Source organism: Aureimonas sp. Leaf427, assembly GCF_001425485.1.
Taxonomy (GTDB): domain Bacteria; phylum Pseudomonadota; class Alphaproteobacteria; order Rhizobiales; family Rhizobiaceae; genus Plantimonas.
Genome location: NZ_LMQW01000023.1, coordinates 341103 through 367108, shown reverse-complemented (window position 1 = coordinate 367108; position 26006 = coordinate 341103). Strand labels below are relative to the sequence as shown.

Genomic DNA, 26006 nt, shown 5'->3' with positions numbered 1-26006 from the left:
CTTCCATGCGCATCCTCCTGACGAATGACGACGGTATCCACGCGCCGGGACTCGGCATCCTCGAATCGATCGCGCGGGCTCTGTCCGACGACGTCTGGATCGTGGCGCCGGAGACCGACCAGAGCGGCCTGTCGCATTCGTTGACGCTCTCCTCGCCGCTGCGGCTGCGGCAGATCGAGGAGAAGCGCTTCGCGCTGTCGGGCACGCCGACCGACTGCGTCATCATGGGCCTGAAGCGTCTCCTGCCGGCGGCGCCTGATCTCATCCTGTCCGGCGTCAATGCCGGCCAGAACATCTGCGACGACGTCAGCTATTCCGGCACCGTCGCCGGCGCGATGGAAGGGACGATGCTCGGCATCACCTCCATCGCCCTCAGTCAGGCCTACAAGCCGAACGGCCCGCGGGAGCCCATCTGGGAAACGGCGGAGCGCCACGGGCCGGACGTGGTGCGCAAACTTCTCTCGGTCGAGCGGCCGAAGGGCGTGCTCTTCAATGTGAACTTCCCCCCGGTCGCCCCCGATGCTGTCACCGGGATCGAGGTCACGCGGCAGGGCAAGCTCGACTACAATCTCGGCTTCGACGAGCGGCGCGACGGGCGGGGCTTTCCCTATTACTGGCTGAACTTCGGCCGGCAGGCCGGGCCGGAGATGGAAGGTTCGGACCTCGGCGCGGTGCTCGCCGGCCGCATCTCCGTTACGCCGCTCCACCTCGATCTGACGCATCACGCGCTTCGCGCGTCGATGCAGTCGGTCTTTTCCTGAAAAGCCGGAGGTTTCCATGCCGTCGGCAGTGCCGCTTTCCGTCCCCTCGGCCTGGAACCCGCGTGATCGCGAGGACTTCGCATCCTTCATCCTGCGCCTGCGGTCCGCGCAGATCACGCAAGGCCGCCTGATCGAGGCGCTCGAAGCCGTGCCGCGTCGTCTCTTCCTACGCGGCGGCATTCGCGAGGCCTATGGCGACCGCACGCTGCCGATCGACTGCGGCGAGGCCATGCACGGCGCTCTGCACGCGGCCAAGCTCGTCCATCTGCTCGGTGTCGAGCCGACCAGCCGTATTCTGGAGGTCGGCACGGGCACGGGCTACGTGACCGCGCTGCTTGCCAGGCTCGGCAGCCGCGTCACGACGCTGGAGCGCTACAAGACCCTCATCGGCGCCGCCGAGGAGCGCCTGCGCGGTCTCGGCCTCACGAACGTCGCCTTCGTTCATGAGGATGGCCGGGAAGGCTACAAGGACGCCGCGCCCTACGACCGGATCATCGTTCACGCCGCGATGGAGACGTTGCCGCGCATCTTTCTGGAGCAGCTCGCCCAGCATGGGCAGATCGTCTGCGCGCTGGGGCCGGCCACGGGAGCGCAGAGCCTCGTGCGGCTCCTAAAGGTCGGAAGCCGGCTCGAGCGGGAAGATTTCGGCCCCGTCCGTTACCAGCCGCTGTCCTTCGGTGTGGCAGCCGTGCTCTGAGGCTCGGAAAAAGGCCTCATCGCGCGACATGATGAACGAAAATCCATTTTCCTGACGGCTGTTTAACCGGGCAGTAAGTTTAACACGCTTGAATGTCTCTCATGATCTTCTTCGGTCGCATGGGGACTTCGATGCGTATGGGTGTGCTGAAATCCTTCCGAGTTCGTTTGGTTCGCTCTGCTGCGCTCTTGGCGGTGGCCGGCCTCGCGGCCGGCTGCAGCGCCGACATGTCGCGCTTCGACGACGGCTTCTACACGGGCTCCGTGCCCAAACCCATTCCGCAGGCCGGCGTCGCCGGCAATGTCGACCAGTTGAACACCGGTTCCGTCCGCCCCGGCGGTCTCGGCAATGCCGGCGCCGCCAGCCAGCCCATGTACGGGCAGGGCGGAGGCTACAGCCAGGCGCCCGTGACCCGCACGGCTTCCGTCGAGCGCAGCATGCTGCCGCCTCCCGGCGGCGCGCAGCCGGCGATGGCGGCACCCGCCCGCATGGCCGAGCCCATGCCGGTCGCCTCCGCCGAGCCGATGACGACGGCGCCTGCCGCCCCGGCGCGCTCGGCCAAGGCCGGCTGGAGCGACACCGGCAACCGCGTCGCCCTGCGCAGCGGCGAGACGATCGACACGCTCGCCGATCGCTACGGCGTGCCCGCCAAGGCGATCCTCGCGGTCAACGGCCTGCGCTCCGCCTCGGATGCCCAGCCGGGCCAGGAGATCGCGATCCCGACCTATTCGTACGGCGGCGGCGCCTCCACGCAGATCGCCTCCGCTGCCACGGCGCCGAACGGCCGGACGCTCGGCGCGCCGCCGAGCAACCTGCGCGCACCCGGCAGCGCCTCGGCGCAGATCCCCGCCGCTCCGTCGCGGACGGCATCGAAGGGTGGATCGGTCGTCGTCGAATCCGGCGATTCGGTTCTCGGCCTCGCCCGGCGCAACGGCGTCTCGGCTGCGGCCCTGCGCGAGGCGAACGGGCTCACCGACGACAACATCCGCATCGGCCAGAAGCTCGTCCTCCCGTCGGGTGCGACGCCCGCCAAGCGCGTGGCCTCGCTCGAAACCCGCCCGACCATGACGGACGCCAAGCCCGTGGCTGAGAAGCCGGCCAAGGTCCAGCCCGCGCCGGTCGCCAAGGCCGAGCCGAAGCCCTACGAGGCGCCGCACGCGGCTGAGACGGCCGCCAAGCCCGCGGCGGAGCTGAAGCCCGCCAAGGTCGAAGCCGCGAAGGTGGAACCCGCGCCCGAGCCGAAAGCGGCCGAGGTCGCCGCCCCGCCGGCCGCTCCGACCTCCACGGTGCAGGAGGAGGTGGAGACCGAGGTCGCGTCCACCGCGCCGACCGGCACGGGCATCGATCAGTTCCGCTGGCCGGTGCAGGGCCGCGTCGTCAAGCGCTTCGGCGAGAAGGCGGGCGCCCGTCGCAACGACGGTCTCGACATCTCCGTGCCGCGCGGCACGCCGATCAAGGCCGCCGAGAACGGCGTGGTCATCTATGCCGGCGACGGCCTGAAGGAGTTCGGCAACACCGTCCTCGTCAAGCATGCCAACGGCCTCGTCACGGTCTACGGGCATGCCGACGATCTGAAGGTGAAGCGCGGCGCGACCGTCAAGCGCGGCCAGGAGATCGCCACCGCCGGCATGACCGGCGACACCGAGACCCCGCAGGTCCATTTCGAGGTCCGCAAGGACTCCGCCCCGGTCGATCCGATGAAGTTTCTGAAGTAAGCCGACCGACCCGCTTCGGCGAGGTCGTCAGGTCCTTCGACGGACCATCCCGACATAGGGGCCTCCAGACCCTATGATACGACGCCCGGCTCCTCTCTCGCGAGGGTCGGGCGTCGGCGCATTCAGGTGAGCGTCCGGCCCAGCCGCCCCGCGAGGTCCTGCACGAACTGGAAGGCGACGCGGCCTGATCGGCTGCCGCGCGTGGTCGACCATTCCAACGCGTCCCGGCGCAGTTCCGCCGGATCGACCTCGATCGCATGCGCGGCGAGATAGCCGTCGATCATCGCGAGATAGTCGTCCTGGCTGCATTTGTGGAAGCCGAGCCAGAGCCCGAATCGGTCGGACAGCGAGACCTTCTCCTCGACCGCCTCGGCCGGATTGATCGCCGTCGAGCTCTCGTTCTCGATCATGTCGCGCGGCAGGAGATGGCGGCGGTTGGAGGTCGCGTAGAAGAGAACGTTCTCCGGCCGCCCCTCGACACCCCCGTCCAGCGCCGCCTTCAGCGACTTGTAGGAGGCGTCGCCCGCGTCGAAGGAGAGGTCGTCGCAGAAGAGGAGGGTGCGGAAGGGCGAGGCCTTCAGGAACCCCATCAGACCCGGGAGGGCCTCGATGTCCTCGCGGTGGATCTCGATGAGCTTCAGGGGCAGGGCGCCTTCGCCGAGCGAGGCATTCGCCTCCGCGTGAACCGCCTTCACCAGCGAGGATTTGCCCATGCCGCGCGCGCCCCAAAGGAGCGCGTTGTTGGCGGGAAAGCCGGCGGCGAATCGCGCCGTGTTTTCCGAAAGGATATCCCGCGACCGGTCGATACCCTTGAGAAGGCCGATATCCACGCGGTTCACATGCGGCACGGGATTGAGGCGCGCCGGAGGCTCGAAGACGAAACAGTCGGCGCTGGAAAGGTCGGGCGCTTCGACCGGCTGCGGCGCCAGACGCTCCAGGCTCGTCGCAATCCGCTCCAGAAGGCGCTCCAGCCCTGCGATCGCCGCTCCATCCATGTCCAGCATCCCCGTTGCATTCGCTGGAACCGTTCGTATATTCCGCGCAACCCGTAAAGGGGGCACTGGAAGCCTCCGTCATCGAAGGATTTTTGGATGTTCGTTTCGCAGGCGTTCGCGCAAGCTCAGACCACGGTCGCTCCCGGAGCCGGAGCAGGCGGGCTTTTCGGCGGCGCGAACGAGATCCTGATCTCGATCCTGCCCTTCGTCGCGGTCTTCGCGATCATGTATTTCCTCATCATCCGCCCGCAGCGCCAGCAGATGAAGCAGCGCACGGACATGCTGAAGAACATTCGCCGCGGCGACACCGTCGTCACCGGCGGCGGCGTCATCGCCAAGGTCACGAAGGTTTTGGACAATGGCGAGCTCGAAGTGCAGATCGCCGAGCAGGTGCGCGTGCGCGTGCTCCAGGCGACCGTGACGGACGTTCGCGTCAAGGGCGAGCCTCTGGCCGCGAACACGAAATAGTCGCCTTTTGGGCGATGTGAGACGTAGAAGCGCATGCGCGGACGCGCTCGGCGGGGCCATGGCTCGGCCGGCGCCTTCGCGTATTCGACATTGAGAAGAGGCCTCGCGAGGCGTTGACGCCGCGAGCGCTCGGGATTCGGAACGACCATGCTTCACTTCGCGCGTTGGAAGACGATCCTGATTTGGCTCGCCGTCGTCGTCGGCTTCCTCTTCGCGGCACCGAACGTCATTCCCCAGAAGTATCTCGACCAGATGCCGGGCTTCATGCCCAAGCAGCCGATGACGCTGGGTCTCGACCTCCAGGGCGGCTCCTACATCCTGCTCCAGGTCGATCGGCAGTCGCTCGTCAACGCGCGGCTCCAGAGCGTCCGCGCCGATGCGCGGCAGGCGCTCCGCACCGCCCGCATCGGCTTCACCGGCCTCGGCGACACGGGCAGCGTCATCGACGTCACGATCCGCGATCCCGCCCAGCTTGCAGCCGCCCGCACCGCTCTCCAGCCGCTGGCCCAGTCCGTCTCGAGCAATCTTCTCTCCGGCACATCGGTCAACGAGGTCACGATCAGCGAGCCGCGCCCCGGAACGCTGCGCCTGACGCTGACCGATGCCGGCATCGAGTATCGCCTGTCCTCGGCCTCGCAGCAGTCGGTCGAGGTCGTCCGCCGACGCGTCGATGAACTCGGCACGACAGAGCCGCTGATCCAGCGCCAGGGCTCGGACCGCATCATGGTCCAGGTGCCCGGTCTTCAGGACCCTCAGCGCCTCAAGGCGCTTCTCGATCAGACCGCGCAGCTGACCTTCCGCCTCGTCGATACGACGGCGTCCGCGGAAGAAGCCGTTCGCGGCGGCCGCCCGCCGGCCGGAACCGAGCTGCTCTACACCAACGACCAGCCGCCGCGCCCCGTACTCGTACAGCGCGAAGTCATGATCTCGGGCGAGAACCTGAACGGCGCCAGCGCCGGCTTCCAGAGCCAGAACAATCAGCCGGTCGTGAACATCAGCTTCGATGCGCGGGGCGCGCAGCGCTTCGGCCAGGTCACGCAGCAGAACGTCGGCAAGCCCTTCGCCATCGTCCTCGACAACGTCGTTCTCTCCGCCCCGAACATCAACGAGCCCATTCTCGGCGGTCAGGCGCAGATTTCAGGCAACTTCACCGTCGAGAGCGCTAACGATCTCGCCGTTCTTCTGCGCGCCGGTGCCCTGCCGGCGACGCTCGATATCATCGAGGAGCGCACGGTCGGACCGGGCCTCGGTGCCGATTCGGTCGCGGCGGGTCAGCTCGCCGGCGTCATCGGCGCCATTCTCGTCGTCGGCTTCATGTTCGCGACCTACGGCTTCCTCGGGCTCCTCGCCAATATCGCGCTGCTCGTGAACGTCGTTCTGATGATCGCGCTTCTCTCCGTGCTCGGCTCGACGCTGACGCTGCCCGGTATCGCCGGCATCGTGCTCACCATGGGCATGGCGGTCGATTCCAACGTCCTGATCTACGAGCGTATCCGAGAGGAGCGGCGGCTCGGGCAGACAGTCGTGAAATCGCTGGATGCCGGCTTCCACAAGGCGCTCGCGACGATCATGGACGCGAACGTCACGACCCTGATCGCAGCGGCCGCCCTGTTTCTGCTGGGTTCCGGCCCGGTCAAAGGCTTCGCCGTCACGCTCGCCATCGGCATTCTGACGACGATCTTCACGGCCCTGACGCTGACGCGCTGGATGGTGGCCTTCTGGTACAAGCGCCGGCGTCCGAAAGAGGTCCCGCACGGTTTCGTCCGTCTCGTTCCGGACGGCACGACCTTCGGCTTCATGCGCATCCGCCGGATCGCCTTCGGCACGACGGCCGCCCTGTCGCTTCTCGCCATCGTCGGCGTCGCCGGCTTCGGCCTCAATCTCGGCATCGATTTTACCGGCGGCACCGTCATCGAGCTGAAGTCGAAGGGCGAGGCGGCCGATGTCGGCGCCCTGCGCGAAGAGCTGCAGCCCCTTCTGGAGGGCGAGGTTCAGGTTCAGGAATTCGGCTCGCCGCAGGATGCGCTCGTCCGCTTCGCCGCGCAGCCGGGCGGCGAGCTGGCCCAGCAGGAAGCGCTGAACAAGGTCCGCACCCAGCTTCAGGACCAGTACGACTTCCAGCGCACCGAGGTCGTCGGACCGACCGTATCGAACGAACTCGCCTATGCGGCGGCCTTCGGCCTCCTCGGCTCGATGGCGCTGATCTTCCTCTATATCTGGTTCCGCTTCGAGTGGCAGTTCGCCTTGGCCGCGATCGTCGCGACCCTGCACGACGTCATCATGGCGGTCGGCTTCCTCGTCGTTACCCGCGTCGAGTTCAACCTCTCGACCATCGCGGCGCTTCTGACGATCGTCGGCTACTCGCTGAACGACACGGTCGTCGTGTTCGATCGCATCCGCGAGAACCTGCGCAAATACAAGAAGATGCCCCTGACGGACCTGATCAACCTGTCGATCAACGAAACGCTCGGCCGCACGATTCTGACGGCCGCGACGACGGTGCTCGCCATGTTCGCGCTCTTCCTCTTCGGCGGAGACGTGATCCGGACCTTCGTGGCGCCGATGCTCTTCGGCATTCTCGTCGGCATCTACTCCTCGATCTTCGTGGCCGGGCCGATCCTCGTCTACTTCAACCTGCGGGCGGCACTCGACAAGCCGGTCGCGGGCAAGGCGGCAGGGACGGCGACAGCCGTCTCGCCAAAGGCCTGATCGGGACATGGCCAAGGGTATCGAGATCCGGCAGGCGCATTTTCCGGGCCGGGCGCCCATCGAGGCCTACGGCAATGGCGGCTTCCGCTTCGCCGGCATGTCGCATCGCGGCTCGATCCTCTGCCTTCCCTCCGGCATCTACGGCTGGGAGGCCACGATCGAGGATCCGTTCGGCGGCGATCGTCTCTTGAAGGTGTTCGAGGAGATGGACGACTTCCGCTTCCTTCTCTTCGGCACCGGGCCCGATATCCGCCGTCTGCCGCCCGCGCTCGCCGACCGCCTGCGCAAGGCCGGCCTTTCCGCCGACCCGATGTCGACGGGCGCAGCCGTGCGCACCTTCAACGTCATGCTGGCGGAAAGCCGGCCGGTTGCCGCCGCGCTGGTCGCGATCGACTGAATGGCAGCGGACGCATCGAAGCCGCCGCTGTCCTCCGCCGAGATCGCCGCCGATCTCGTTCGGCGGGAAGATCCCGACCGGGCCGTTTCGCTTGCTTTCGCGCCGGCCGATCGGCGCGAGGCGCTGACCGCGCTCTATGCGTTCAACATCGAGACCGCGCGCGTTCGCGACCAGATCAGCCAGCCACTGCCGGGCGAGATACGGCTTCAGTGGTGGCGCGACACGCTGGAGGCGGCGGCTGCAGCTGAAGGCGCATCATCCGGCGGTCATCCCGTCGCCGAAGCGCTGACGCAGGCGATGCGCACGCATGCGCTGCCCTTTGCCGCCTTCGACCGGTTTCTCGAACAGCGCATCTTCGATCTCTACGACGACCCCATGCCCTCGCGCGCCGATTTCGAGGCCTATGCCGGCGGCACGGCGTCGACCCTGATCACGCTCGCCTGCTTGATTCTGGATGAGAGCGCGGCGCGCCAAGCCTCTGATGCCGCAGGTCACGCGGGTGTCGCGCAGCTGGCCGCTGGCGTGCTGCGGCTCCTGCCGATCCATCGGCGGCGCGGGCAGGTCTTCATCCCCGCCGACATTCTCGAAGCCTCCGGCTGCACGCGCGAGGCACTCCTTGCCGGCGATGCAGCGCCCAGCGCCCGCGCCGTTCAGGCGATGGTCGCCTATGCCAGAGGCCATGTCGCCGCCTATCGCGCCGCCAGCGCCGCGCTGCCCGCCACGCTGCGCCCGGCCTTCCTGCCGGCGGAGTTGACGCCGATCTATCTCGACCGGATCGAAGCGAGGGGCGCCGGCGACGAGAACGCATCCGCCGCGATCGGTCCGTTCCGCCGAAGCTGGACCTATTGGCGGGCCATGCGCCGGGCAAGGGCGGTGATTTGAGCGCCGGAACCGCGGCCCGCCGCATCGCCCGCTCCCTCGCTCGCGGAGCGGAACTGGCATCGACGCGCTTTCCGGTCGCGACCCTTCTCGTCATCGCCTTCTCCGCGCTCGCCAATGCCGAGGTCGCGGATGTCAGGCTCGTTTCGCCGGAGACGCTCGGCTGGTGGATCGCCGCGGTCTATTCCGGGGCCGCTGCCTCGGTCGTGGGAAAGCTCCTGATGGAGGCTCGGGGCGCGGCGCTGGTCGTGGCGCAGGCGGCCTCGCTGGCCGCCGCTCTCGTCATCGGCGGCGCCGTCCGCTACGCCCTGCCGCTCGGCATCTTCGCTCCCGCGCTCGTCGCCGCCATCAGCCTCGCCGTCCCGCTCGCGCCCTATGTCGCGCGCCCCGGCGACCGGCAGTTCTGGACCTTCACGCTTTGGACGGGCGTCGGGATCGTGCTCGCCTTCCTGTCGGTCCTGCTCTTCACGCTCGGGGTTTCCGCCATCCTGGAAATGGTACGGTTCCTCTTCGATGTCGGCCTCGGTTCGCGCGCCTACGAGCATATGTACACGACGGCCCTGACGCTCGTCGGGCCGCTCATCGCGCTCGGACGCATCCCCTCCGACTTCGACGAGACGATCGCCTCGACGGGGGAGGATCGGATGGCCGGGGGTGTCCGGCTTCTCTTCGACTGGGTCGCCGCGCCCCTCGCGCTCGTCAGCGCCGTGGTCCTGCACCTCTATGCCGCGAAGATCCTGACGCTCGGCGCGCTGCCGGCGAACGAGGTCGGCTGGATCGTCACCTCCTTCGCTCTGCTCGTCCTGTCGCTGCGCATCGGCGCCGAACCCTTTCTGGCGACGGGACGCTTCTTCGCCCGGATCTTCGCGCGTGTCTGGGCCGCCATGCTGGTCGTTCCGCTCGGCCTGCTCACGATCGCCGTAGCCGAGCGCGTGGGGCCGGAGGGCTGGACGCTCGAGCGCTACTATCTGGCCCTTGGCGCGCTCGCCGCCGCCCTCATCCTCGTCGCCCAGATCATCCCCGCCACGAGAGCCCGCATCCGCCTTGTCGCCGGCGTTCCGCTGGTTCTGCTGGCGCTGTCCTCCTTGGGTCCTCTCGGCGTCGGCGACACGGTCGGGCGGAGCCAGGCGGACCGCTTGAGTGCGCTCGTGACGGTGTCGGGCGAAACCGTCACGATTCGTGACGGCGCAGGCGCGCAGGCGCAGAGCCGCATCGGAGCGCTGGCGGACGTCGACGAACTCGCTCGCGCCGTTTCGCTTCTGCCCGAGGCTCGGCGGCTTGCCGTTACGTCGCAGATCACCGACGATCTGAGCGGCGAGGCCTTCGGAGCCTCCAGTCGTGCGCAGGCTCTCGTCGCGGATGCGCTCGGTGCCAGGATCGAACGGAGCGCCGACGCAGCCGATGCCCGCATGTTCTACGCCAGCGCACAGCCGCCGCTCGTGGTGACGGGCTACGACGCCTTGCTTCCCGCCCGCACGGCCTCGCCCGGCCGCACGAAAGATGAGCCGCCGGAGGGTTTCGGCGCGTTTCTGGATGGCGCCGATCTCGTTCTCGCCGTCGGCGACATCGAGGATCGGTTTCAGCTTCGCCCGATCATCGAAGCCGTTCCAGCCGCGGCGTTCGGCAACGAGGCATCGGAAACGAATCGGCCCGTCGATGTACGACTGACCAGCACGTCGGGCCGTGTCGCCCGGCTCGTCGTTCAGTCGCTGGTCCTCGCGCGCGGCGACGAGCCGACGAGCCTGACGGCGACGATCCTACTGCGCCGCCAGGACTGGCCGGGTGCCGCCCTATTCGGCGGCGACCCGGAAGCCGGCCTCGCCGAGCCAGACGGCGCAATCGGCGAGGGCCCGCGCTGACATCGCCTTGCGGCGATGGATCACCTTCTCGCGCCCGCGCATCCGAACGCCCTCCACCTTCGGCGCCGAGACCGGCGGAAACAGGCCGAAATTGACGTTCATCGGCTGGAAGGAGCGCTTGCCGCTCTCTTCCTCCGCGATGAGATGCCCGCCCGTGATGTGGCTGAGCAGCGCGCCCATGGCGGTTGTCGGCGGCGGGGGCAGGGCGGTGCCGCCCAAGGCCTCGGCAACGGCGAAGCGTCCCGCCAGAAGACCGATTGCGGCGGATTCGACATAGCCCTCGCAGCCGGTGATCTGGCCGGCGAAGCGGAGCGCCGGCCGGGACTTCAGCCGCAGAACGCCGTCGAGAAGGCGAGGGGAGTCGAGATAGGTGTTGCGGTGGAGGCCGCCGAGACGCGCGAACTCGGCCTCTTCCAGCCCGGGAATCGTGCGGAAGAGGGCGGCCTGCTCGGCATATTTCAGCTTCGTCTGGAAGCCGACCATGTTGTAGAGCGTGCCCAGCGCATTGTCCTGCCGCAGCTGGACCACGGCATAGGCCTTGATGTCCGGCTGGTGCGCGTTGGTCAGGCCCATCGGCTTCATCGGCCCATGCCGCAGCGTCTCGGGACCGCGCTCGGCCATCACCTCGATCGGCAGGCATCCGTCGAAATACGGAGTCTTCTCGAAATCCTTGAACGCGGTCTTCTCGCCGGCCACGAGCCCGGCGACGAAGGCTTCGTACTGCGCGCGGTCGAGCGGACAGTTGATGTAGTCCTTGCCCGTGCCGCCTGGCCCGACCTTGTCGTAGCGCGACTGGAACCAGGCCTTCGACATGTCGATGGAATGGGTGTGGACGATCGGAGCGATCGCGTCGAAGAAGGCGAGGGCGTCTTCCCCGGTCTCCGCCCGGATCGCCTCGGCGAGTGCGGGCGCGGTCAGCGGGCCGGTCGCGACGATGGTCGGGCCCCATTCGGCGGGCGGCAGCCCCTCGATCTCCTCGCGCCGGATCTCGATCAGCGGATGCGCCTCGATCGCCTGCGAAACGCTGGCGGCGAACCCGTCGCGATCGACCGCCAATGCGCCGCCGGCCGGAACCTGGTTCGCATCGGCGCAGCGCAGAATCAGCGAGCCGGCGAGCCGCATCTCGGCATGGAGCAGGCCGACCGCGTTGGTCTCGGCGTCGTCGGAGCGGAAGGAGTTGGAGCAGACGAGCTCGGCGAGCCGGTCGGTCTTGTGCGCCTCGGTGCCGCGCACGCCGCGCATCTCGTGGAGAACGACCGGGCAGCCCGCTTCCGCCGCCTGAAAAGCCGCTTCCGAACCGGCGAGACCGCCGCCGACGATGTGGAGAGGTGTGTTTTGCATGGCCCTGTCTACCACCCGCGCCGGCGCGAGGAAACGTCGGACCGTCTCCGGGCGATCTCGGCCGGAGAACTGCGGATGACGCTCGAATCAGGGTCCTGAAACGACAACACCCGCCGGGGGAGGACCGGCGGGTGTCGTTTGGAAAGTCTGCGGTGGGAGGAGGAGTCCGCAGACTTCTATCCGCTCGGGTCCTGGGAGGAGACGGACCTTCGCGAAGCTCTGTATCGGTTAGCCGATCGACTGACGGGCGATCGAGGGGATGTCGGTGCGCGCGATACCGAGATCGGAGAGTTCGCGCTGCGAAAGGCGGTTCAGCTCCGAAACGGTCTCGCGGTAGCGGCGCCAGTTGCTGTAGGAGCGGACGATGTTCATTTTAACACCCAGTTAAATCGATTGAAGCGGTTGGTTCAGTTGTTCGCTTCGGTGTTTGGAATGTACGGTCGACCGAGCCCTGCCACCAGCGCGCATCCTGCATGGCAGCGTTGCATATTGTGCATCGCAGCATGAAGCGCCGAAGCCGGGAAATGCAGGGCTTGCGGGCGATGGGCGTTTCGATCCGTCACGAATCTTTCATGCCGCGTTCACGCCGCTTTAACCTTCCCTCGGGCCGGCCGCAGGACGAGGCCGTCGGCCGATCGGACGGCGCGCGCGGGAACTCCGGCCAATTAGCGCTTTAATCTCCAGGGACCCGGTGATATGGAGGCGCGCGCTTGGGGCTCGACCCGCTCTGGCGTGTCGCGGGTGTGGCGGAATTGGTAGACGCACTAGATTTAGGTTCTAGCGCCGAAAGCGTGGGGGTTCGAGTCCCTCCACCCGCACCATGCGCTGGGCTGATCGACGAGCATTGATAGTGGCGGATGGATCGGACGGACCCCAGCGGCCCGCCGGTCGCAAGAGATCGAAGGTTCTGACATGCAGGTTACGGAAACCAAGGCCGAGGGCCTCAAGCGCGAGATCGAGATCGTCGTTCCGGCGTCGGATCTCGAAGCGCGGCTTCAGACCAAGCTTCACGAAGCGTCCGGTCAGGCCAAGCTCAAGGGTTTCCGCCCCGGCAAGGTGCCGCTCGCCCATCTGCGCAAGATGTACGGCCGCTCCATGATGGCCGAGATCGTCAACCAGATCGTCAACGAGACGCCCCGGTCGGTCATCGCCGACCGCAAGGAGCGCTCCGCCATGCAGCCCGAGGTCGCCATGTCGGAAGACGAGGGCGAAGCCGAGAAGGTGCTGAACGGCAAGCAGGACTTCCGCTTCACCGTGTCCTACGAGACGCTGCCCTCCTTCGAGCTGAAGGAGACGAGCGGCATCAAGATCGAGCGTCCGATCGTCGAGATCCCGGACGAAGAGGTCGAGGAGCAGGTCAAGCGCATCGCCGAGAACGCTCGCGAATACGAGCCGAAGGACGGCGCGTCCGAAGAGGGCGACAAGCTCACCATGAGCTTCGTCGGCAAGATCGACGGCGAGGCCTTCGAGGGCGGCTCCTCCGAGGAGTCGAGCCTCGTTCTCGGCTCGAACACCTTCATTCCCGGCTTCGAGGACCAGCTGGTCGGCGCCTCGATCGGCGACGAGAAGGCCGTGACGGTCACCTTCCCAGAAGACTACAGCGCCGCCCATCTGGCCGGTAAGGAAGCCGTCTTCGACGTCGTCGTGAAGTCGATCTCCAAGCCGACGAGCCTGGAGCTGGACGACGAGCTGGCCAAGAAGCTCGGCCTGGAATCGATCGAGCGCCTGCGCACGGTCGTCCGCGAGCAGATCGAGAGCCAGTACGGCATGGCGACCCGTCAGAAGGTCAAGCGCCAGCTTCTCGACGCGCTCGACACCGAGTACAGCTTCGAGCTGCCCGAGAAGCTCGTCGAAGCCGAGTTCGGCAACATCTGGAAGCAGGTGACGAACGAGCTCGAGCAGAACGGCAAGAGCTTCGAGGACGAGGAGACGACCGAGGAGAAGGCGCGCGACGAGTATCGCCGCCTCGCCGAGCGTCGCGTCCGTCTCGGCCTCGTCCTGTCCGAGATCGGCGAGAAGGCCGGCGTCCAGATCACGGACGAGGAGCTTCAGCGCGCCGTGTTCGAGCAGGTCCGCCGCTATCCCGGCCAGGAGCAGCAGATCTACGAGTTCTTCCGCTCCAATCCCGAGGCCGTCGCCAGCCTGCGCGCGCCGATCTACGAGGAGAAGGTCGTCGACCACCTCCTCAACGAGGTCGAGGTGACGGACAAGACGGTCAGCAAGGAAGAGCTGATGAAGGAAGACGACGAGGACGCGGTTCTCACCGCCTGATCGCATCGTCCGACACGACCATCGAAGGCCGGCCTCAGCGCCGGCCTTTTTCGTTGCGGCGGCCCTATTCCTTGCCGAAGCCTTTCGCGAGGCGGGAGAGCGTCACCTCTCGTTCACCCCATCGTGGTCGGAAGGGTTTCGCTCCCTTGCATCGACATGGGGGGCGGTCCTATCTACGGCGAAGACTCCCGCCTCATGATTCGTAAGAGGGGCGCCGGTTCGGCGCCCGCCACCCCAGCAGTTGAGAGAGACCCCATGATCCATCCCGTGGAAAGAGCGATGAACCTCGTCCCGATGGTCGTCGAGCAGACGAACCGCGGCGAGCGCGCCTACGACATCTTCTCGCGGCTTCTGAAAGAGCGGGTCATCTTCATCACCGGCCCGATCGAGGACGGGATCGCGACGCTCGTCTGCGCGCAGCTGCTCTTCCTCGAGGCCGAGAACCCGAAGAAGGAGATCGCGCTCTACATCAACTCGCCGGGCGGCGTGGTGACGAGCGGCATGGCGATCTACGACACGATGCAGTTCATCCGCCCGGCCGTGTCGACGCTCTGCATCGGCCAGGCCGCCTCGATGGGCTCGCTGCTTCTCTGCGCCGGCCACAAGGACATGCGCTTCGCCACGCCGAACGCCCGCATCATGGTGCACCAGCCCTCGGGCGGCTTCTCCGGTCAGGCGTCCGACATCGAGCGTCATGCACAGGACATCATCAAGCTGAAGCGTCGCCTCAACGAGGTCTACGTGAAGCACACGGGTCAGGACCTCGAGACCATCGAGCGGACCCTCGATCGCGATCATTTCATGACCGCCGAGGAGTCGCAGGCCTTCGGACTGATCGACAAGGTCTATTCGAACCGAGACGAGCTCGAGGCGGCGCTGAACCCGGCCTGACGACCTTGCGCCCGGCGGTCCTGCGACGGATCGCCGGGCGCCGCAGGCGACGGCAAGAATTTTGGAGCGGCGTTCAGGATCGCTCAAGGTTCCTGACGCAGCATCGAAATTGAGAAAAAGTGTCACATAGGCGCGTTTCAGCCGCTGAGCGCCGCTGTTGCAATCAAGGCAGCGTGGCATAACATGGAGGTCTAAGGGACGCTTGCCCACGCGAGAGGCGTTCCGAAGGACCGGACCGGAAGGATAATCGGATGAGCAAAGTGAGCGGCGGCGACTCGAAGAATACGCTCTACTGCTCTTTCTGCGGAAAGAGCCAGCATGAGGTCCGCAAGCTGATCGCGGGTCCGACCGTGTTCATCTGCGACGAATGCGTCGAACTCTGCATGGACATCATCCGCGAGGAGAACAAATCCTCGATGGTGAAGTCGCGCGAGGGCGTGCCGACACCGCAGGAGATCATCGCGGTCCTCGACGACTACGTGATCGGCCAGTCCTTCGCCAAGAAGGTCCTCTCGGTCGCCGTGCACAACCACTACAAGCGGCTGGCGCACGCGGCGAAGAACAACGACGTCGAGCTGGCGAAGTCGAACATCCTCCTGATGGGGCCGACCGGCTGCGGCAAGACGCTGCTCGCCCAGACGCTGGCCCGCATCCTCGACGTACCCTTCACGATGGCGGATGCGACGACGCTGACCGAAGCCGGCTATGTCGGCGAGGACGTCGAGAACATCATCCTCAAGCTGCTCCAGTCGGCGGACTACAATGTCGAGCGCGCCCAGCGCGGCATCGTCTACATCGACGAGATCGACAAGATCAGCCGGAAGTCGGACAATCCCTCGATCACCCGCGACGTTTCGGGCGAGGGCGTGCAGCAGGCGCTTCTGAAGATCATGGAAGGCACGGTCGCCTCCGTGCCCCCGCAGGGTGGCCGCAAGCATCCCCAGCAGGAGTTCCTGCAGGTCGATACCGCGAACATCCTCTTCATCTGCGGCGGCGCCTTCGCGGGCCTCGACAAGATCATCTCCGACCGCGGCCGCAAGACCTCGATCGGCTTCGCGGCGAACGTCTCTTCGCCGGAAGACCGCCGCACCGGCGATCTCTTCCGCCAGGTGGAGCCGGAGGATCTTCTGAAGTTCGGTCTGATCCCGGAATTCGTCGGCCGTCTGCCGGTTCTGGCGACGCTGGAGGATCTCGACGAGCCGGCTCTCGTGCAGATCCTCGTCCAGCCGAAGAACGCGCTGGTGAAGCAGTATCAGCGCCTGTTCGAGATGGAGAATGTCGAGCTGTCCTTCCACGAGGACGCGCTCAAGGCAATCGCGCGCAAGGCGATCGACCGCAAGACCGGCGCCCGCGGCCTGCGCTCCATCATGGAGTCCATGCTGCTCGACACGATGTTCGACCTGCCGACGCTGGAAGGCGTTCAGGAGGTCGTGATCTCCGAGGAGGTCATCGATGGCAAGGCGCGTCCGCTCTACATCTACGCCGAGCGCAAGGACGAGAAAGAGAACGTCAGCGCCTGACGCGGGGACCGACCGTCGCGATCGAGCTTACGCGAGCCCGTCCCGGTCCTGCCGGGGCGGGCTTTTTTCTGGACGGCTGCCGTATCTGCGACATTATGATGACGGGAGATGGGCCTGTTCGGCAAAGCTTGGCGTTTGAATCATTGAAGGCTCAAGCAGGCTGGCCCACATAGGGATGGCAAGTTGGCGTCCCGCACGGATGCTTGGACCATGAGGTCCGCGCCGGACGGCCTGAGGCGACGCATGTCGCAGAAAGGGTAATCATGTCGAAGAACAATCCCGGCGCAGGCGAGGGGAGCGAGACGCTCTACCCCGTGCTTCCGCTTCGCGACATCGTCGTGTTTCCGCACATGATCGTGCCGCTCTTCGTGGGCCGCGAGAAGTCCATCAAGGCGCTCGAGGAGGTGATGGGCTCGGACAAGCAGATCCTGCTCGTCACGCAGAAGAACGCCAGCGACGAGGACCCTTCGCCGGAGGCTATCTACGACCTTGGCACCATCGCCAATGTTCTGCAGCTCCTGAAGCTGCCCGACGGCACCGTCAAGGTGCTGGTCGAGGGCATGACGCGCGCCCGCATCTCGTCCTTCTCCGATCGTGTCGAGTGGCACGAGGCGGCGGCCGAGGTCGTGGACGAGGTCGAGGAGGACCCGGTCGAGATCGAGGCGCTCGCGCGTTCGGTGGTCTCGGAGTTCGAGAACTACGTCAAGCTCAACAAGAAGATCTCGCCCGAGGTCGTCGGAGCCGCCGGCCAGATCGACGACTATTCCAAGCTCGCCGACACGGTCGCGTCCCATCTCGCCATCAAGATCGGCGAGAAGCAGGAGATGCTCGGCCTGACCTCGGTTCGCGACCGGCTGGAGAAGGCCCTGTCCTTCATGGAGGCCGAAATCTCGGTTCTTCAAGTGGAGAAGCGCATCCGCTCTCGCGTCAAGCGGCAGATGGAGAAGACCCAGCGCGAATACTATCTGAACGAGCAGATGAAGGCGATCCAGAAGGAGCTCGGCGACGGCGAGGAAGGCCGCGACGAGGCCGCCGAGATCGAGGATCGGATCAAGAAGACCAAGCTCTCCAAGGAGGGTCGCGAGAAGGCGACCGCCGAGCTGAAGAAGCTGAAGCAGATGAGCCCGATGTCCGCCGAGGCGACCGTCGTGCGCAACTATCTCGATTGGCTGCTCGGTCTGCCCTGGGGCAACAAGTCGAAGATCCGCATCGACCTGAAGAAGGCCGAGGCGATCCTCGACGAGGAGCATTACGGGCTCGACAAGGTCAAGGAGCGGATCGTCGAGTATCTCGCCGTCCAGAGCCGCCAGAACAAGCTGAAGGGGCCCATTCTCTGCCTCGTCGGCCCTCCGGGCGTCGGCAAGACCTCGCTCGCCAAGTCGATCGCGCGGGCGACGGGCCGCGAATACGTTCGCATGGCGCTCGGCGGCGTGCGCGACGAGGCCGAGATCCGCGGCCATCGGCGCACCTATATCGGCTCGATGCCCGGCAAGGTCATCCAGTCGATGAAGAAGGCCAAGAAGACCAATCCGCTCTTCCTGCTCGACGAGATCGACAAGATGGGCCAGGATTTCCGCGGCGATCCGTCTTCGGCTCTCTTGGAGGTGCTCGATCCCGAGCAGAACGCATCCTTCATGGATCACTACCTGGAGGTCGAGTACGACCTCTCCTCGACCATGTTTGTGACGACGGCGAACACGATGAACATCCCCGGTCCGCTTCTGGACCGCATGGAGATCATCCGCATCGCCGGCTACACGGAGGACGAGAAGGTCGAGATCGCGCGGCGGCATCTCCTGCCGAAGGCGATCCGGGATCACGCCCTGAAGCCGGAGGAGTTCTCCGTCTCGACGGACGCTCTGCAGGAGATCGCACGGCGCTACACCCGCGAGGCAGGCGTGCGCAGCTTCGAGCGCGAGCTGATGACGCTGGCGCGAAAGGCCGTGACGAAGATCCTGAAGGGCGAGGCCACCTCGATCGAGGTGACGGCCGCCAATCTGGCCGACTTCCTCGGCGTGCCGAAGTATCGCTACGGCGAGGCCGAGGCGGACGATCAGGTCGGCATCGTCACGGGTCTGGCCTGGACGGAGGTCGGCGGCGAGCTTCTGACGATCGAAGGCGTCATGATGCCCGGCAAGGGCAAGATGACGGTGACGGGAAATCTGAAGGACGTGATGAAGGAGTCCATCTCCGCGGCGGCATCCTATGTCCGCAGCCGCGCGATCGACTTCGGCATCGAGCCGCCGCTCTTCGACAAGCGGGACATCCATGTCCACGTTCCGGAGGGCGCGACCCCGAAGGACGGCCCGTCCGCCGGCGTTGCCATGGCGACCGCCATCATCTCGGTGATGACGGGCATCCCCGTCCGGCGTGACATCGCCATGACCGGCGAAATCACGCTGCGCGGCCGCGTGCTCCCGATCGGCGGTCTGAAGGAGAAGCTGCTGGCCGCTTTGCGCGGCGGCATCAAGACGGTTCTGATCCCCGAGGAGAACGCCAAGGATCTGGTGGATATCCCGGACAATGTGAAGAACAATCTCGAGATCATCCCGGTCTCGCGTATCGGAGAGGTGCTCAAGCACGCCCTCCTGCGCGTTCCCGAGCCGATCGAATGGACCGAGCCCGCGACGCCCGCCGTCGGGACCGGCACGGCCGGCGAGGGCGCCGCAGCGATCGCTCACTGAGCTTCGAATCGGCACGTTTCGACTCTGAAATGCCGCCCGAAAGGGCGGCATTTTTTATGAAAAGCCCGGAATTGTTGGGTTTGCGGGACTTCCTGTCTTGAATGATGCGCTCGACTCGCTCATCGTCCCGCCGAGTCCCAAGCGGCTTCCAATTCAAGTCAGGAGAATGTCCGATGAACAAGAACGAGCTTGTTTCCGCCGTCGCCGAAAAGGCCGATCTTTCGAAGCAGCAGGCGACCGACGCGGTCGACGCCGTTTTCAACGTGCTCGAGACGACCCTGGCGAAGGGCGACGACATCCGGCTCGTCGGCTTCGGCACGTTCTCCGTCAGCCATCGCGCCGCCTCGAAGGGCCGCAACCCGTCCACGGGCGCCGAGGTCGACATCCCGGCCCGCAACGTGCCGAAGTTCGCGGCCGGCAAGGGTCTGAAGGACGCCGTCAACAAGTAAGCGCCGCTTCGCTTGATCCGAGGCATCGATCGGCGGACGCCCTCGCGCGCGCCTGCCGATACGACACGCCTTGTCCACGCTGATACGCGATCTGCGGAGAAGCCGCCTGGACCTTCGTCCGGCGGCTTTTCCTTTGTCCGGCCGTCTCGGCTCGCGCGGCTCGGCGCCATGCCGGGTGGCCGTCCGCTGTGTCCGCTGCCGCCTTATGCGTCACCGATCTCCGTTGAATGTCGCCGATCGAGCAGCCTTGGCCCTTGCTTCGCGGGAAGGCTTCGTCGGCCGCCGTGGCGCCGTAGCATCTGAGGATTGTCGATGAGCCAGTTCGTTCTCACCGTGACCTGCCGGTCGACCCGCGGGATCGTCGCGGCGATCTCCACCTATCTCGCGGCCAAGGGCTGCAACATCGTCGACAGCGCGCAGTTCGACGATCTCGACACCGGCGGCTTCTTCATGCGCGTCGGCCTCGTCTCGGAGGAGGGCGTTTCGCTCGCCGAGCTGGAAGCGGGCTTCCCCGAGGTCGCCGAGCCCTTCGCCATGACCTACGCCTTCCACGATTCCNGGCCTCGTCTCGGAGGAGGGCGTTTCGCTCGCCGAGCTGGAAGCGGGCTTCCCCGAGGTCGCCGAGCCCTTCGCCATGACCTACGCCTTCCACGATTCCGCGACGCCGATGAAGGTCGTCCTCATGGTCTCGCGCTTCGGCCACTGCCTCAACGACATTCTCTACCGCTGGAAGATCGGCGCGCTGCCGATCGACATCGTGGCCGTCGTGTCGAACCATTTCGACTATCAGAAGGTCGTCGTGAACCACGACATTCCCTTCCACCACATCCCCGTGACCAAGGCCAACAAGCCCGAGGCCGAGGCGCGGATCATGGAGATCGTGACCTCGACCCGGGCCGAGCTGATCGTGCTGGCGCGCTACATGCAGGTCCTGTCGGACCGCATGTGCCAGGAGATGTCGGGGCGGATCATCAACATCCACCATTCCTTCCTGCCGAGCTTCAAGGGCGCCAATCCCTACAAGCAGGCCTATGGCCGCGGCGTGAAGCTGATCGGGGCGACCGCCCATTACGTGACGGCCGACCTCGACGAGGGGCCGATCATCGAGCAGGACGTGGCGCGCATCACCCATGCGCAGTCGGCGGCCGACTACGTGACGATCGGGCGGGACGTGGAGGCGCAGGTCCTGTCGCGCGCGATCCACGCCCACATCCACCACCGCGTCTTCCAGAACGGCAACCGCACCGTGGTCTTCCCCGCCAGCCCCGGCGGATACGCCTCCGAGCGCATGGGCTGATCGCGCGACGGCTTCAATCCGCGAGATCGGGAAGGTCTGCCGCGATCTCTTCGCGGCGGGCCTCCAGGAAGGGCGGGATCTGCAGCACCTCGCCGAGACGATCCGGGGCCTCGTCCACGTCAAAGCCCGGCTCGTCCGTCGCGATCTCGAAGAGAAGATGGCCGGGCTCGCGAAAATAGACCGAGCGGAAATAGCGCCGGTCCTTCGGTTCGGTCGGCTCCAGTTCGTGCTCCTCCGCGACCTTCGTCGCCATGGCGGCCTGGGCGGCATCGTCCACGGCGCGGAAGGCGACGTGATGCACCGAGCCCCGGCCGGGTCGCGGCACGAGGAAGCCGCCGACGGCGCGGATATCGACCACCGCGCCGAAGGTCGCGCCGGGCCGCCGGAAGCGCCGCGTCGTCTCCTCCGCGCCGACCTCCTCGTAGCCGAAGACCTCCGTCAGGATGCGCGCCGTCGGCCCCGCCTCCTCGAGAAGCAGGCTGACGCCGTGGAGACCCCGGATCGCATGCTCGGCCGGCACCTCGCCGCCGACGGGACCGGGCGCGCCTTCGACGCCGCGCATGCCGACGAGGGCGAGATCGGTCCCGTCGAGATCCTTGAAGGCGATCGCCCGCTCGCCGAAGCGGCGGGACAGTCCCTTGTTCGCGACGCTCTTCTCCAGAAACCGATGTGTCCAGTAGCCGAGCGAGGCTTCCGGCACGGCGAAGACCGTTTCCTGCACGTCGCCGACGCCGAGGCGGCCCTCCGCGGCGTGTTCGATCGGGAAGAAGGTGATGAGCGAACCCGGCGAGCCCGCCGCGTTGCCGAAATAGAGATGGCCGATCGAAGGTTCGTCGAAATCCACCGTCTTCTTCACGAGCCGGAGGCCGAGGACGCGCGTGTAGAAGTCGATGGTCCGCCGGGCCTCGCCCGAGATCGCCGTCACATGGTGGATCGCGCCGTTCATGGCCTTTGCCTCTTCCCCGTGGAGCCCGTTTTCAAAGGAGGGACCTCCGCTGTGCGGCCGAACGTGGTCTCCGGCGGCGAAAACCACAAGTCGAAGGGGCAAACGAGCCGGTCATTGCCGAACTGCAGCGGGATCAAGGGACTGAGAAGCACTTCGGATTCGAAGTCTGAGGCGTTTCGGGATCAAGGCGTTACCGGATGCGGGCCATTCGACGGCATTCTGAGCGAACACGCGAATAGATCCGGGCGAGGCATTCGACCGAGTGCCGCTGCGATCGTTAGACGAACAGGCCAGTGGGCGCAGTGACTTAAGCCGAATCCCGGACTCGAACTCTGAGCGGCAACGCCATGAGACGACCGGCAACAGAGCCCACATTCTTACCAAATTGTAATCCAGATATATCTTGATACTCGATATATCTGGAGCTACATCGGCTTCATGAAACACGATCATTCCAGCGGTTCGCACCGCGACAGTCACCCTTCCGAAACCCACGCCGGTCCCGACGCCGGCTCGCATGGAGAGCATCACGGGCGCGGCCATCACCATGGCCGGCACCACGGCCATCGCGGCGGCGGCGGACGCGGCGGGCGCATGTTCGACTATGGCGATCTGCGCCTTCTCCTCCTCGCCATGCTGGCTGAAGCCCCGCGCCACGGCTACGAGCTGATCAAGTCCATCGAGGAGCGCCTCGGCGGCAGCTACACGCCGAGCCCCGGCGTGATCTATCCGACGCTCTCCTGGCTGGAAGACATGGGCTATGCCTCGGTCGAGGCGGAGGGTGGCCGCAAGAGCTATTCCGTCACGTCCGAGGGCGAGGCCTTCCTGGCCGCCAACCGGGCCGCCGCCGACGATCTTCTGGCGCGCGGCGGGCCCGGCGGCGAACGGGGGCGGCCTCCGATGCCGGCGCCGGTGCTGCGGGCCATGGAGAACCTGAAGCTCGCCATGCGGCTTCGTCTCAAGCAGGGGCCGCTCGACGATGCCGCTGCAGATCAGATCGCCGCCGCGCTCGACGCCGCGGCCGGAGCCGTGGAGCGCGCACGATGAGCGGGATCGAAGAGACCAAGGGCAGCGTCGTTCGGGTCGCGACGCTCTCGACCCCGAATGCCGACAAGTACCGCCGGCAGCTCTGCAAGCACTTCGCCCACAAGCTTCCCGTGACGGAGGACGAGACCTCGGGCCTCATCCCCTTCAGCATCGGCGATTGCCGTGTCAGGAGCGAGGGCGAGACGTTGATCATGGAACTGACCTCGCCGAGCGACGCCGAGATGACGCAGCTCGAAGATGTCGTCGCCCGCCATCTCGTCCGCTTCGCCTTTCGCGAGGAACTTGCGATCGACTGGCATCCGGCATGACGATCCGCCCGGCGACCGACGAGGTCCGCCGCTCTGCGCGGGTGGTGCGTTCGGTGCCGGGCACGAGGCGCCTGCTTCTACCCGTCGGGTCCGGCCCGGAGATCAGCCGCTACGAGCCGGGCTGAGACCGCGCATCCCAAGGTGTCCACGGTCAATTAGGCTACAATGTCTGTAGACATAGGACCCCATTCTGCTGCACGCTTCGTCCCGCGGTGAACAGCGGCGGAGAAGCTCTTTGGTCAGGCGGTCCTTCATCCGTTCCCTTCGCGACGGGGTCTTCTTCGCGTCGGCCGTCGCCATGGTTCTCTACATGACGCTCGCGACTCATCATCGGGCCGGGCCGGACGATCGACTCGCCGCCGTGGAATCGGCGACGATTGCGGACGGCGAGTTCGCCGGCGTCGGCGAAGATCGTATGGCCTCCGCCGTTTCGACGGATTCCCTGCCATGACGCGACGCATTTTCTCCGTTTGCGTCGATTCCAAGCGCGATCTTGCCGCAAAGGCTGGGCAATCAGGATTGGTCTATCTATCTTATGGGCTATTCGAGTCGCGACGCGGCTCGGTCTGTGGCGTGACGGCAGGTGCGATCGATGCTGACGATGAAGGGCAAGTATGGTCTGAAAGCCATGGTCTACCTCGCGTCGGTGCCGCCGGGACGTCTGACGCAGTCGATCGAGATGGCCACCGCCGACACGATCTCCAAGAAGTTTCTCGACGCGATCCTCGGCGATCTGCGCAATGCCGGCATCATCTACGCCCGCAAGGGACGCAATGGCGGCTATGGCCTGTCCCGGCCGGCCGAGGAGATCCGGGTCGGGCATATCCTTCGCGTCGTCGACGGGCCGCTCGCGCCGATCTCCTGCGCCAGCCGCACCGCCTATCGACGCTGCGACGACTGCCGCAGCGAGGAGCACTGCGCCGTCCGGCTGGTTATGCTGGAGGTGCGCAACGCCATCTCGGCCGTGCTGGACGAGAAGACGCTCGCCGAACTGGCCGCGATGCCGTCGCTGATCTCGGACGGACTGGACGAACTCGCCATCAACGCCTGACATGTCGCCCGTCGAAACCCTGCGGCGACCGAGAGGGAGAAGCGGCATGATCGTGGGCCATGTGATCGTCATCGGCGGCGGTGCGAGCGGCGTCATCCTGGCCGCCCACCTGCTGCGCGGCACCGACAGCCGCCTGCGCGTGACCATCGTCGAGCGTCGCTCCGAGATCGGGCGCGGCATCGCCTATTCCACGACCGAGCCGGACCACATTCTGAACACGCGCGCCGGCTCGATGAGCGCCTATGCCAACGACACCGAGCATTTCTGGCGCTGGCTTCTTCAATCGGGCGCGGCGGCGGACATTCGATGCTCCGATCCCTTCTGCTTCGTGCCGCGGCGCCATTTCGCGAGCTATCTCGGCGATCTCGTGAAGCCATGGATCAAGGGGACCGGCGATGGCCGTCTCGCCATCGTCCAGGGCGACTGCACCGCGATCCGGACGACGCAGGGGGGCGTCGCGGTGGATGTGGACGGGGCGACGCATCTCGGCCATGCCGCCGTGCTCGCGACCGGGCATCAGGTGCCGGGCTTCGCAACCGGCAGCCCCTATGTCGATGCCTGGTCGACGCCGGAGGCGGCCGGCATCGGGCTCGACGATCCCGTGCTCGTGCTCGGCACCGGCCTGTCGATGATCGACACGGTCATCCAGCTCGTCCATCGCGGCCATCGCGGCAAGATCACGGCGCTTTCCCGGCGCGGCCAGCTGCCGCGTGTTCACAAGCGCAATACGCCGCTGAAGATCGACGCCGCCGACATGCCCTTCGGCACCGACATCTCCTACGTTCTGCGCTGGTTTCGGACGACGGCGGCCTGGGCGACGGAACGGGGCGGCGACTGGCGCGACGTCGTCGACGGCGTGCGCCCGCACACGGCGGCTCTCTGGAATTCGCTGACGCCCGGCGCCCGCGCTCGCTTCCTGCGCCATGGCCGAACCTGGTGGGAGGTCCACCGCCATCGCCTGCCGCCGGAAAGCGAGACGCGGATTCGCGCGGCTCTGTCGACTGGCCGGCTCGACATCGTCGCCGGACGCTTTCTCGGCCTCGAACAGAACGAAGCCGGCATCGACGTCGCCTTCCGGCGCCGGGGCGCCACCGAGGTCGAGACGATGCGCGTCGGCCGGGTTGTCGACTGCACCGGAATCCTGCGCGATCCGCAGGCCGATCCCGATGGGCTGATCGGCCGCCTCATCGCCGACGGTCTGCTTCGCGCCGATCCCCTGAACATCGGCATCGAAGTAGACGATCACTGCGCCGTCATCGGCCGAAACGGCACGCCCTCGACGCGCGTCTTCGCCGTCGGCCCGGTCACGCGCGCCCGCTATTGGGAAATCACGGCCGTCCCCGACATTCGCGGGCAGTGCGCTAGTCTCGCCGGTCGCATCGCTTCGCAGGCGCTGGCCTCCACGGCGGCTTGAAGCGGCCTCGGGTCGTCCCCGCGCGAGGGCCGCGGAGACGCCGGGGGAGGTTGCCCCGAGGATCACTCCTCCAGCGTGAAGCCGATCTTCAGCGTCACCTGATAATGCGCGACCTTGCCGTTCTCGACATGGCCGCGCGTCTCGACGACCTCGAACCATCGGATGTTGCGCACCGTCTTGGACGCATCCTCGATCGCGCCGGAAATCGCGTCCTCCACGGAAGTCGGCGAGGAGCCGACGATTTCGATGACCTTGTAGGTGTGTTTCGACATCCCGTTCTCTCCTTGTCGCTCGTTAGGATACGCGC

Annotated in this window: 23 protein-coding genes, 1 tRNA gene and 2 pseudogenes; 21 read left to right on the top strand and 5 right to left on the bottom strand. The window is 66.4% G+C overall.

What is annotated here, in order from left to right; all coding sequences use genetic code 11:
* The first annotated feature begins 5 nt into the window (after nt 1-5).
* From surE to ASG62_RS15020, 3 genes are all read left to right on the top strand, one after another.
* Entirely contained in the window at nt 6-761 is a 756-nt protein-coding gene (gene surE, locus ASG62_RS15030) for a 5'/3'-nucleotidase SurE (protein WP_056691914.1), read from the top strand.
* Nucleotides 762-777: 16 nt separating this feature from the next.
* Nucleotides 778-1458, top strand: coding sequence for a protein-L-isoaspartate(D-aspartate) O-methyltransferase (locus ASG62_RS15025; protein WP_056691911.1), 681 nt, complete (start codon nt 778-780; stop codon nt 1456-1458).
* A gap of 167 nt (nt 1459-1625) precedes the next feature.
* On the top strand, nt 1626-3173 hold the full coding sequence (locus ASG62_RS15020) for a peptidoglycan DD-metalloendopeptidase family protein (protein WP_056691908.1): 1548 nt from the start codon (nt 1626-1628) through the stop codon (nt 3171-3173).
* A 122-nt stretch (nt 3174-3295) separates the two neighbouring features.
* Here the strand turns inward: ASG62_RS15020 and ASG62_RS15015 are convergent, their stop codons facing one another.
* Complete coding sequence (locus tag ASG62_RS15015; RefSeq protein WP_056692222.1) at nt 3296-4168, bottom strand: ATP-binding protein; 873 nt, start codon at nt 4166-4168, stop codon at nt 3296-3298.
* A gap of 96 nt (nt 4169-4264) precedes the next feature.
* On the opposite strand from ASG62_RS15015, the gene yajC reads away from it, so the two are divergent.
* The 5 genes from yajC to ASG62_RS14990 all read left to right on the top strand — a co-directional run bounded on the left by yajC (nt 4265) and on the right by ASG62_RS14990 (nt 10480).
* Entirely contained in the window at nt 4265-4636 is a 372-nt protein-coding gene (gene yajC / locus ASG62_RS15010; RefSeq protein ID WP_056691905.1) for a preprotein translocase subunit YajC, read from the top strand.
* Nucleotides 4637-4783: 147 nt separating this feature from the next.
* Nucleotides 4784-7345: a protein translocase subunit SecDF gene (gene secDF, locus ASG62_RS15005; RefSeq protein ID WP_056691903.1), complete on the top strand. Its 2562-nt coding sequence runs from the start codon at nt 4784-4786 to the stop codon at nt 7343-7345.
* A gap of 7 nt (nt 7346-7352) precedes the next feature.
* Nucleotides 7353-7742 carry an Mth938-like domain-containing protein gene (locus ASG62_RS15000; RefSeq protein WP_056691902.1) on the top strand — a complete coding sequence of 130 codons (390 nt, stop codon included), beginning with the start codon at nt 7353-7355 and terminating at the stop codon, nt 7740-7742.
* Nucleotides 7743-8624, top strand: a complete 882-nt coding sequence (locus ASG62_RS14995; RefSeq protein ID WP_056691900.1) for a phytoene/squalene synthase family protein — start codon at nt 7743-7745, stop codon at nt 8622-8624.
* Nucleotides 8621-10480, top strand: a complete 1860-nt coding sequence (locus ASG62_RS14990; RefSeq protein ID WP_156382160.1) for a DUF4153 domain-containing protein — start codon at nt 8621-8623, stop codon at nt 10478-10480. Before ASG62_RS14995 ends, ASG62_RS14990 begins: the two co-directional genes overlap by 4 nt.
* On the opposite strand, the gene trmFO is transcribed toward ASG62_RS14990, so the two are convergent.
* Nucleotides 10412-11821 carry a methylenetetrahydrofolate--tRNA-(uracil(54)-C(5))-methyltransferase (FADH(2)-oxidizing) TrmFO gene (gene trmFO / locus ASG62_RS14985; protein WP_056691896.1) on the bottom strand — a complete coding sequence of 470 codons (1410 nt, stop codon included), beginning with the start codon at nt 11819-11821 and terminating at the stop codon, nt 10412-10414. The two genes, ASG62_RS14990 and trmFO, sit on opposite strands and share 69 nt — an antisense overlap.
* Nucleotides 11822-12049: 228 nt before the next feature.
* Complete coding sequence (locus ASG62_RS25620) at nt 12050-12193, bottom strand: DUF1127 domain-containing protein (RefSeq protein ID WP_082490872.1); 144 nt, start codon at nt 12191-12193, stop codon at nt 12050-12052.
* Nucleotides 12194-12558: 365 nt separating this feature from the next.
* Between ASG62_RS25620 and ASG62_RS14980 the strand changes: the two genes are divergently transcribed.
* From ASG62_RS14980 to ASG62_RS14950, 8 genes and pseudogenes are all read left to right on the top strand, one after another.
* A tRNA-Leu gene (locus ASG62_RS14980) sits at nt 12559-12642 on the top strand.
* Nucleotides 12643-12733: 91 nt separating this feature from the next.
* Nucleotides 12734-14092: a trigger factor gene (gene tig, locus ASG62_RS14975; RefSeq protein WP_056691893.1), complete on the top strand. Its 1359-nt coding sequence runs from the start codon at nt 12734-12736 to the stop codon at nt 14090-14092.
* A 255-nt stretch (nt 14093-14347) separates the two neighbouring features.
* A complete protein-coding gene (locus ASG62_RS14970) occupies nt 14348-14983 on the top strand; it encodes an ATP-dependent Clp protease proteolytic subunit (RefSeq protein ID WP_056691892.1) in 636 nt (211 codons plus the stop codon).
* A gap of 251 nt (nt 14984-15234) precedes the next feature.
* The gene (gene clpX, locus ASG62_RS14965) at nt 15235-16503 is read left to right on the top strand and encodes an ATP-dependent Clp protease ATP-binding subunit ClpX (protein ID WP_056505503.1); all 1269 of its coding nucleotides are present in this window, start codon (nt 15235-15237) and stop codon (nt 16501-16503) included.
* Nucleotides 16504-16766: 263 nt separating this feature from the next.
* Nucleotides 16767-19187 (top strand): endopeptidase La, encoded by a 2421-nt coding sequence (gene lon / locus ASG62_RS14960; protein ID WP_056691890.1) that lies wholly within the window; start codon nt 16767-16769, stop codon nt 19185-19187.
* Nucleotides 19188-19360: 173 nt separating this feature from the next.
* Entirely contained in the window at nt 19361-19636 is a 276-nt protein-coding gene (locus ASG62_RS14955; RefSeq protein WP_056691885.1) for an HU family DNA-binding protein, read from the top strand.
* A gap of 312 nt (nt 19637-19948) precedes the next feature.
* Nucleotides 19949-20194, top strand: a pseudogene (locus tag ASG62_RS27600) (ACT domain-containing protein); the annotation flags it as partial.
* Between the two features lies 1 nt (nt 20195).
* Nucleotides 20196-20933: pseudogene (locus ASG62_RS14950) on the top strand (formyltetrahydrofolate deformylase); the annotation flags it as partial.
* Between the two features lie 13 nt (nt 20934-20946).
* Here ASG62_RS14950 and ASG62_RS14945 read toward each other — a convergent pair.
* On the bottom strand, nt 20947-21879 hold the full coding sequence (locus tag ASG62_RS14945; RefSeq protein WP_056691884.1) for a ring-cleaving dioxygenase: 933 nt from the start codon (nt 21877-21879) through the stop codon (nt 20947-20949).
* A gap of 438 nt (nt 21880-22317) precedes the next feature.
* Here ASG62_RS14945 and ASG62_RS14940 point away from each other — a divergent pair, with 438 nt between their 5' ends.
* The 5 genes from ASG62_RS14940 (at nt 22318) to ASG62_RS14920 (ending at nt 25699) form a co-directional block, all read left to right on the top strand.
* Complete coding sequence (locus tag ASG62_RS14940) at nt 22318-22926, top strand: PadR family transcriptional regulator (RefSeq protein WP_056691881.1); 609 nt, start codon at nt 22318-22320, stop codon at nt 22924-22926.
* Nucleotides 22923-23234, top strand: a complete 312-nt coding sequence (locus tag ASG62_RS14935; RefSeq protein ID WP_056691878.1) for a DUF2218 domain-containing protein — start codon at nt 22923-22925, stop codon at nt 23232-23234. The genes ASG62_RS14940 and ASG62_RS14935 overlap by 4 nt, the downstream gene beginning before the upstream one ends.
* Nucleotides 23231-23359, top strand: coding sequence for a hypothetical protein (locus ASG62_RS27855; RefSeq protein WP_274532620.1), 129 nt, complete (start codon nt 23231-23233; stop codon nt 23357-23359). The genes ASG62_RS14935 and ASG62_RS27855 overlap by 4 nt, the downstream gene beginning before the upstream one ends.
* Nucleotides 23360-23826: 467 nt before the next feature.
* Nucleotides 23827-24285 (top strand): RrF2 family transcriptional regulator, encoded by a 459-nt coding sequence (locus ASG62_RS14925; RefSeq protein ID WP_056691873.1) that lies wholly within the window; start codon nt 23827-23829, stop codon nt 24283-24285.
* Nucleotides 24286-24331: 46 nt separating this feature from the next.
* A complete protein-coding gene (locus ASG62_RS14920) occupies nt 24332-25699 on the top strand; it encodes an FAD/NAD(P)-binding protein (RefSeq protein ID WP_056691872.1) in 1368 nt (455 codons plus the stop codon).
* A gap of 62 nt (nt 25700-25761) precedes the next feature.
* Here ASG62_RS14920 and ASG62_RS14915 read toward each other — a convergent pair whose 3' ends face one another.
* Entirely contained in the window at nt 25762-25971 is a 210-nt protein-coding gene (locus ASG62_RS14915) for a dodecin (protein ID WP_056691870.1), read from the bottom strand.
* Nucleotides 25972-26006: the final 35 nt, after the last annotated feature.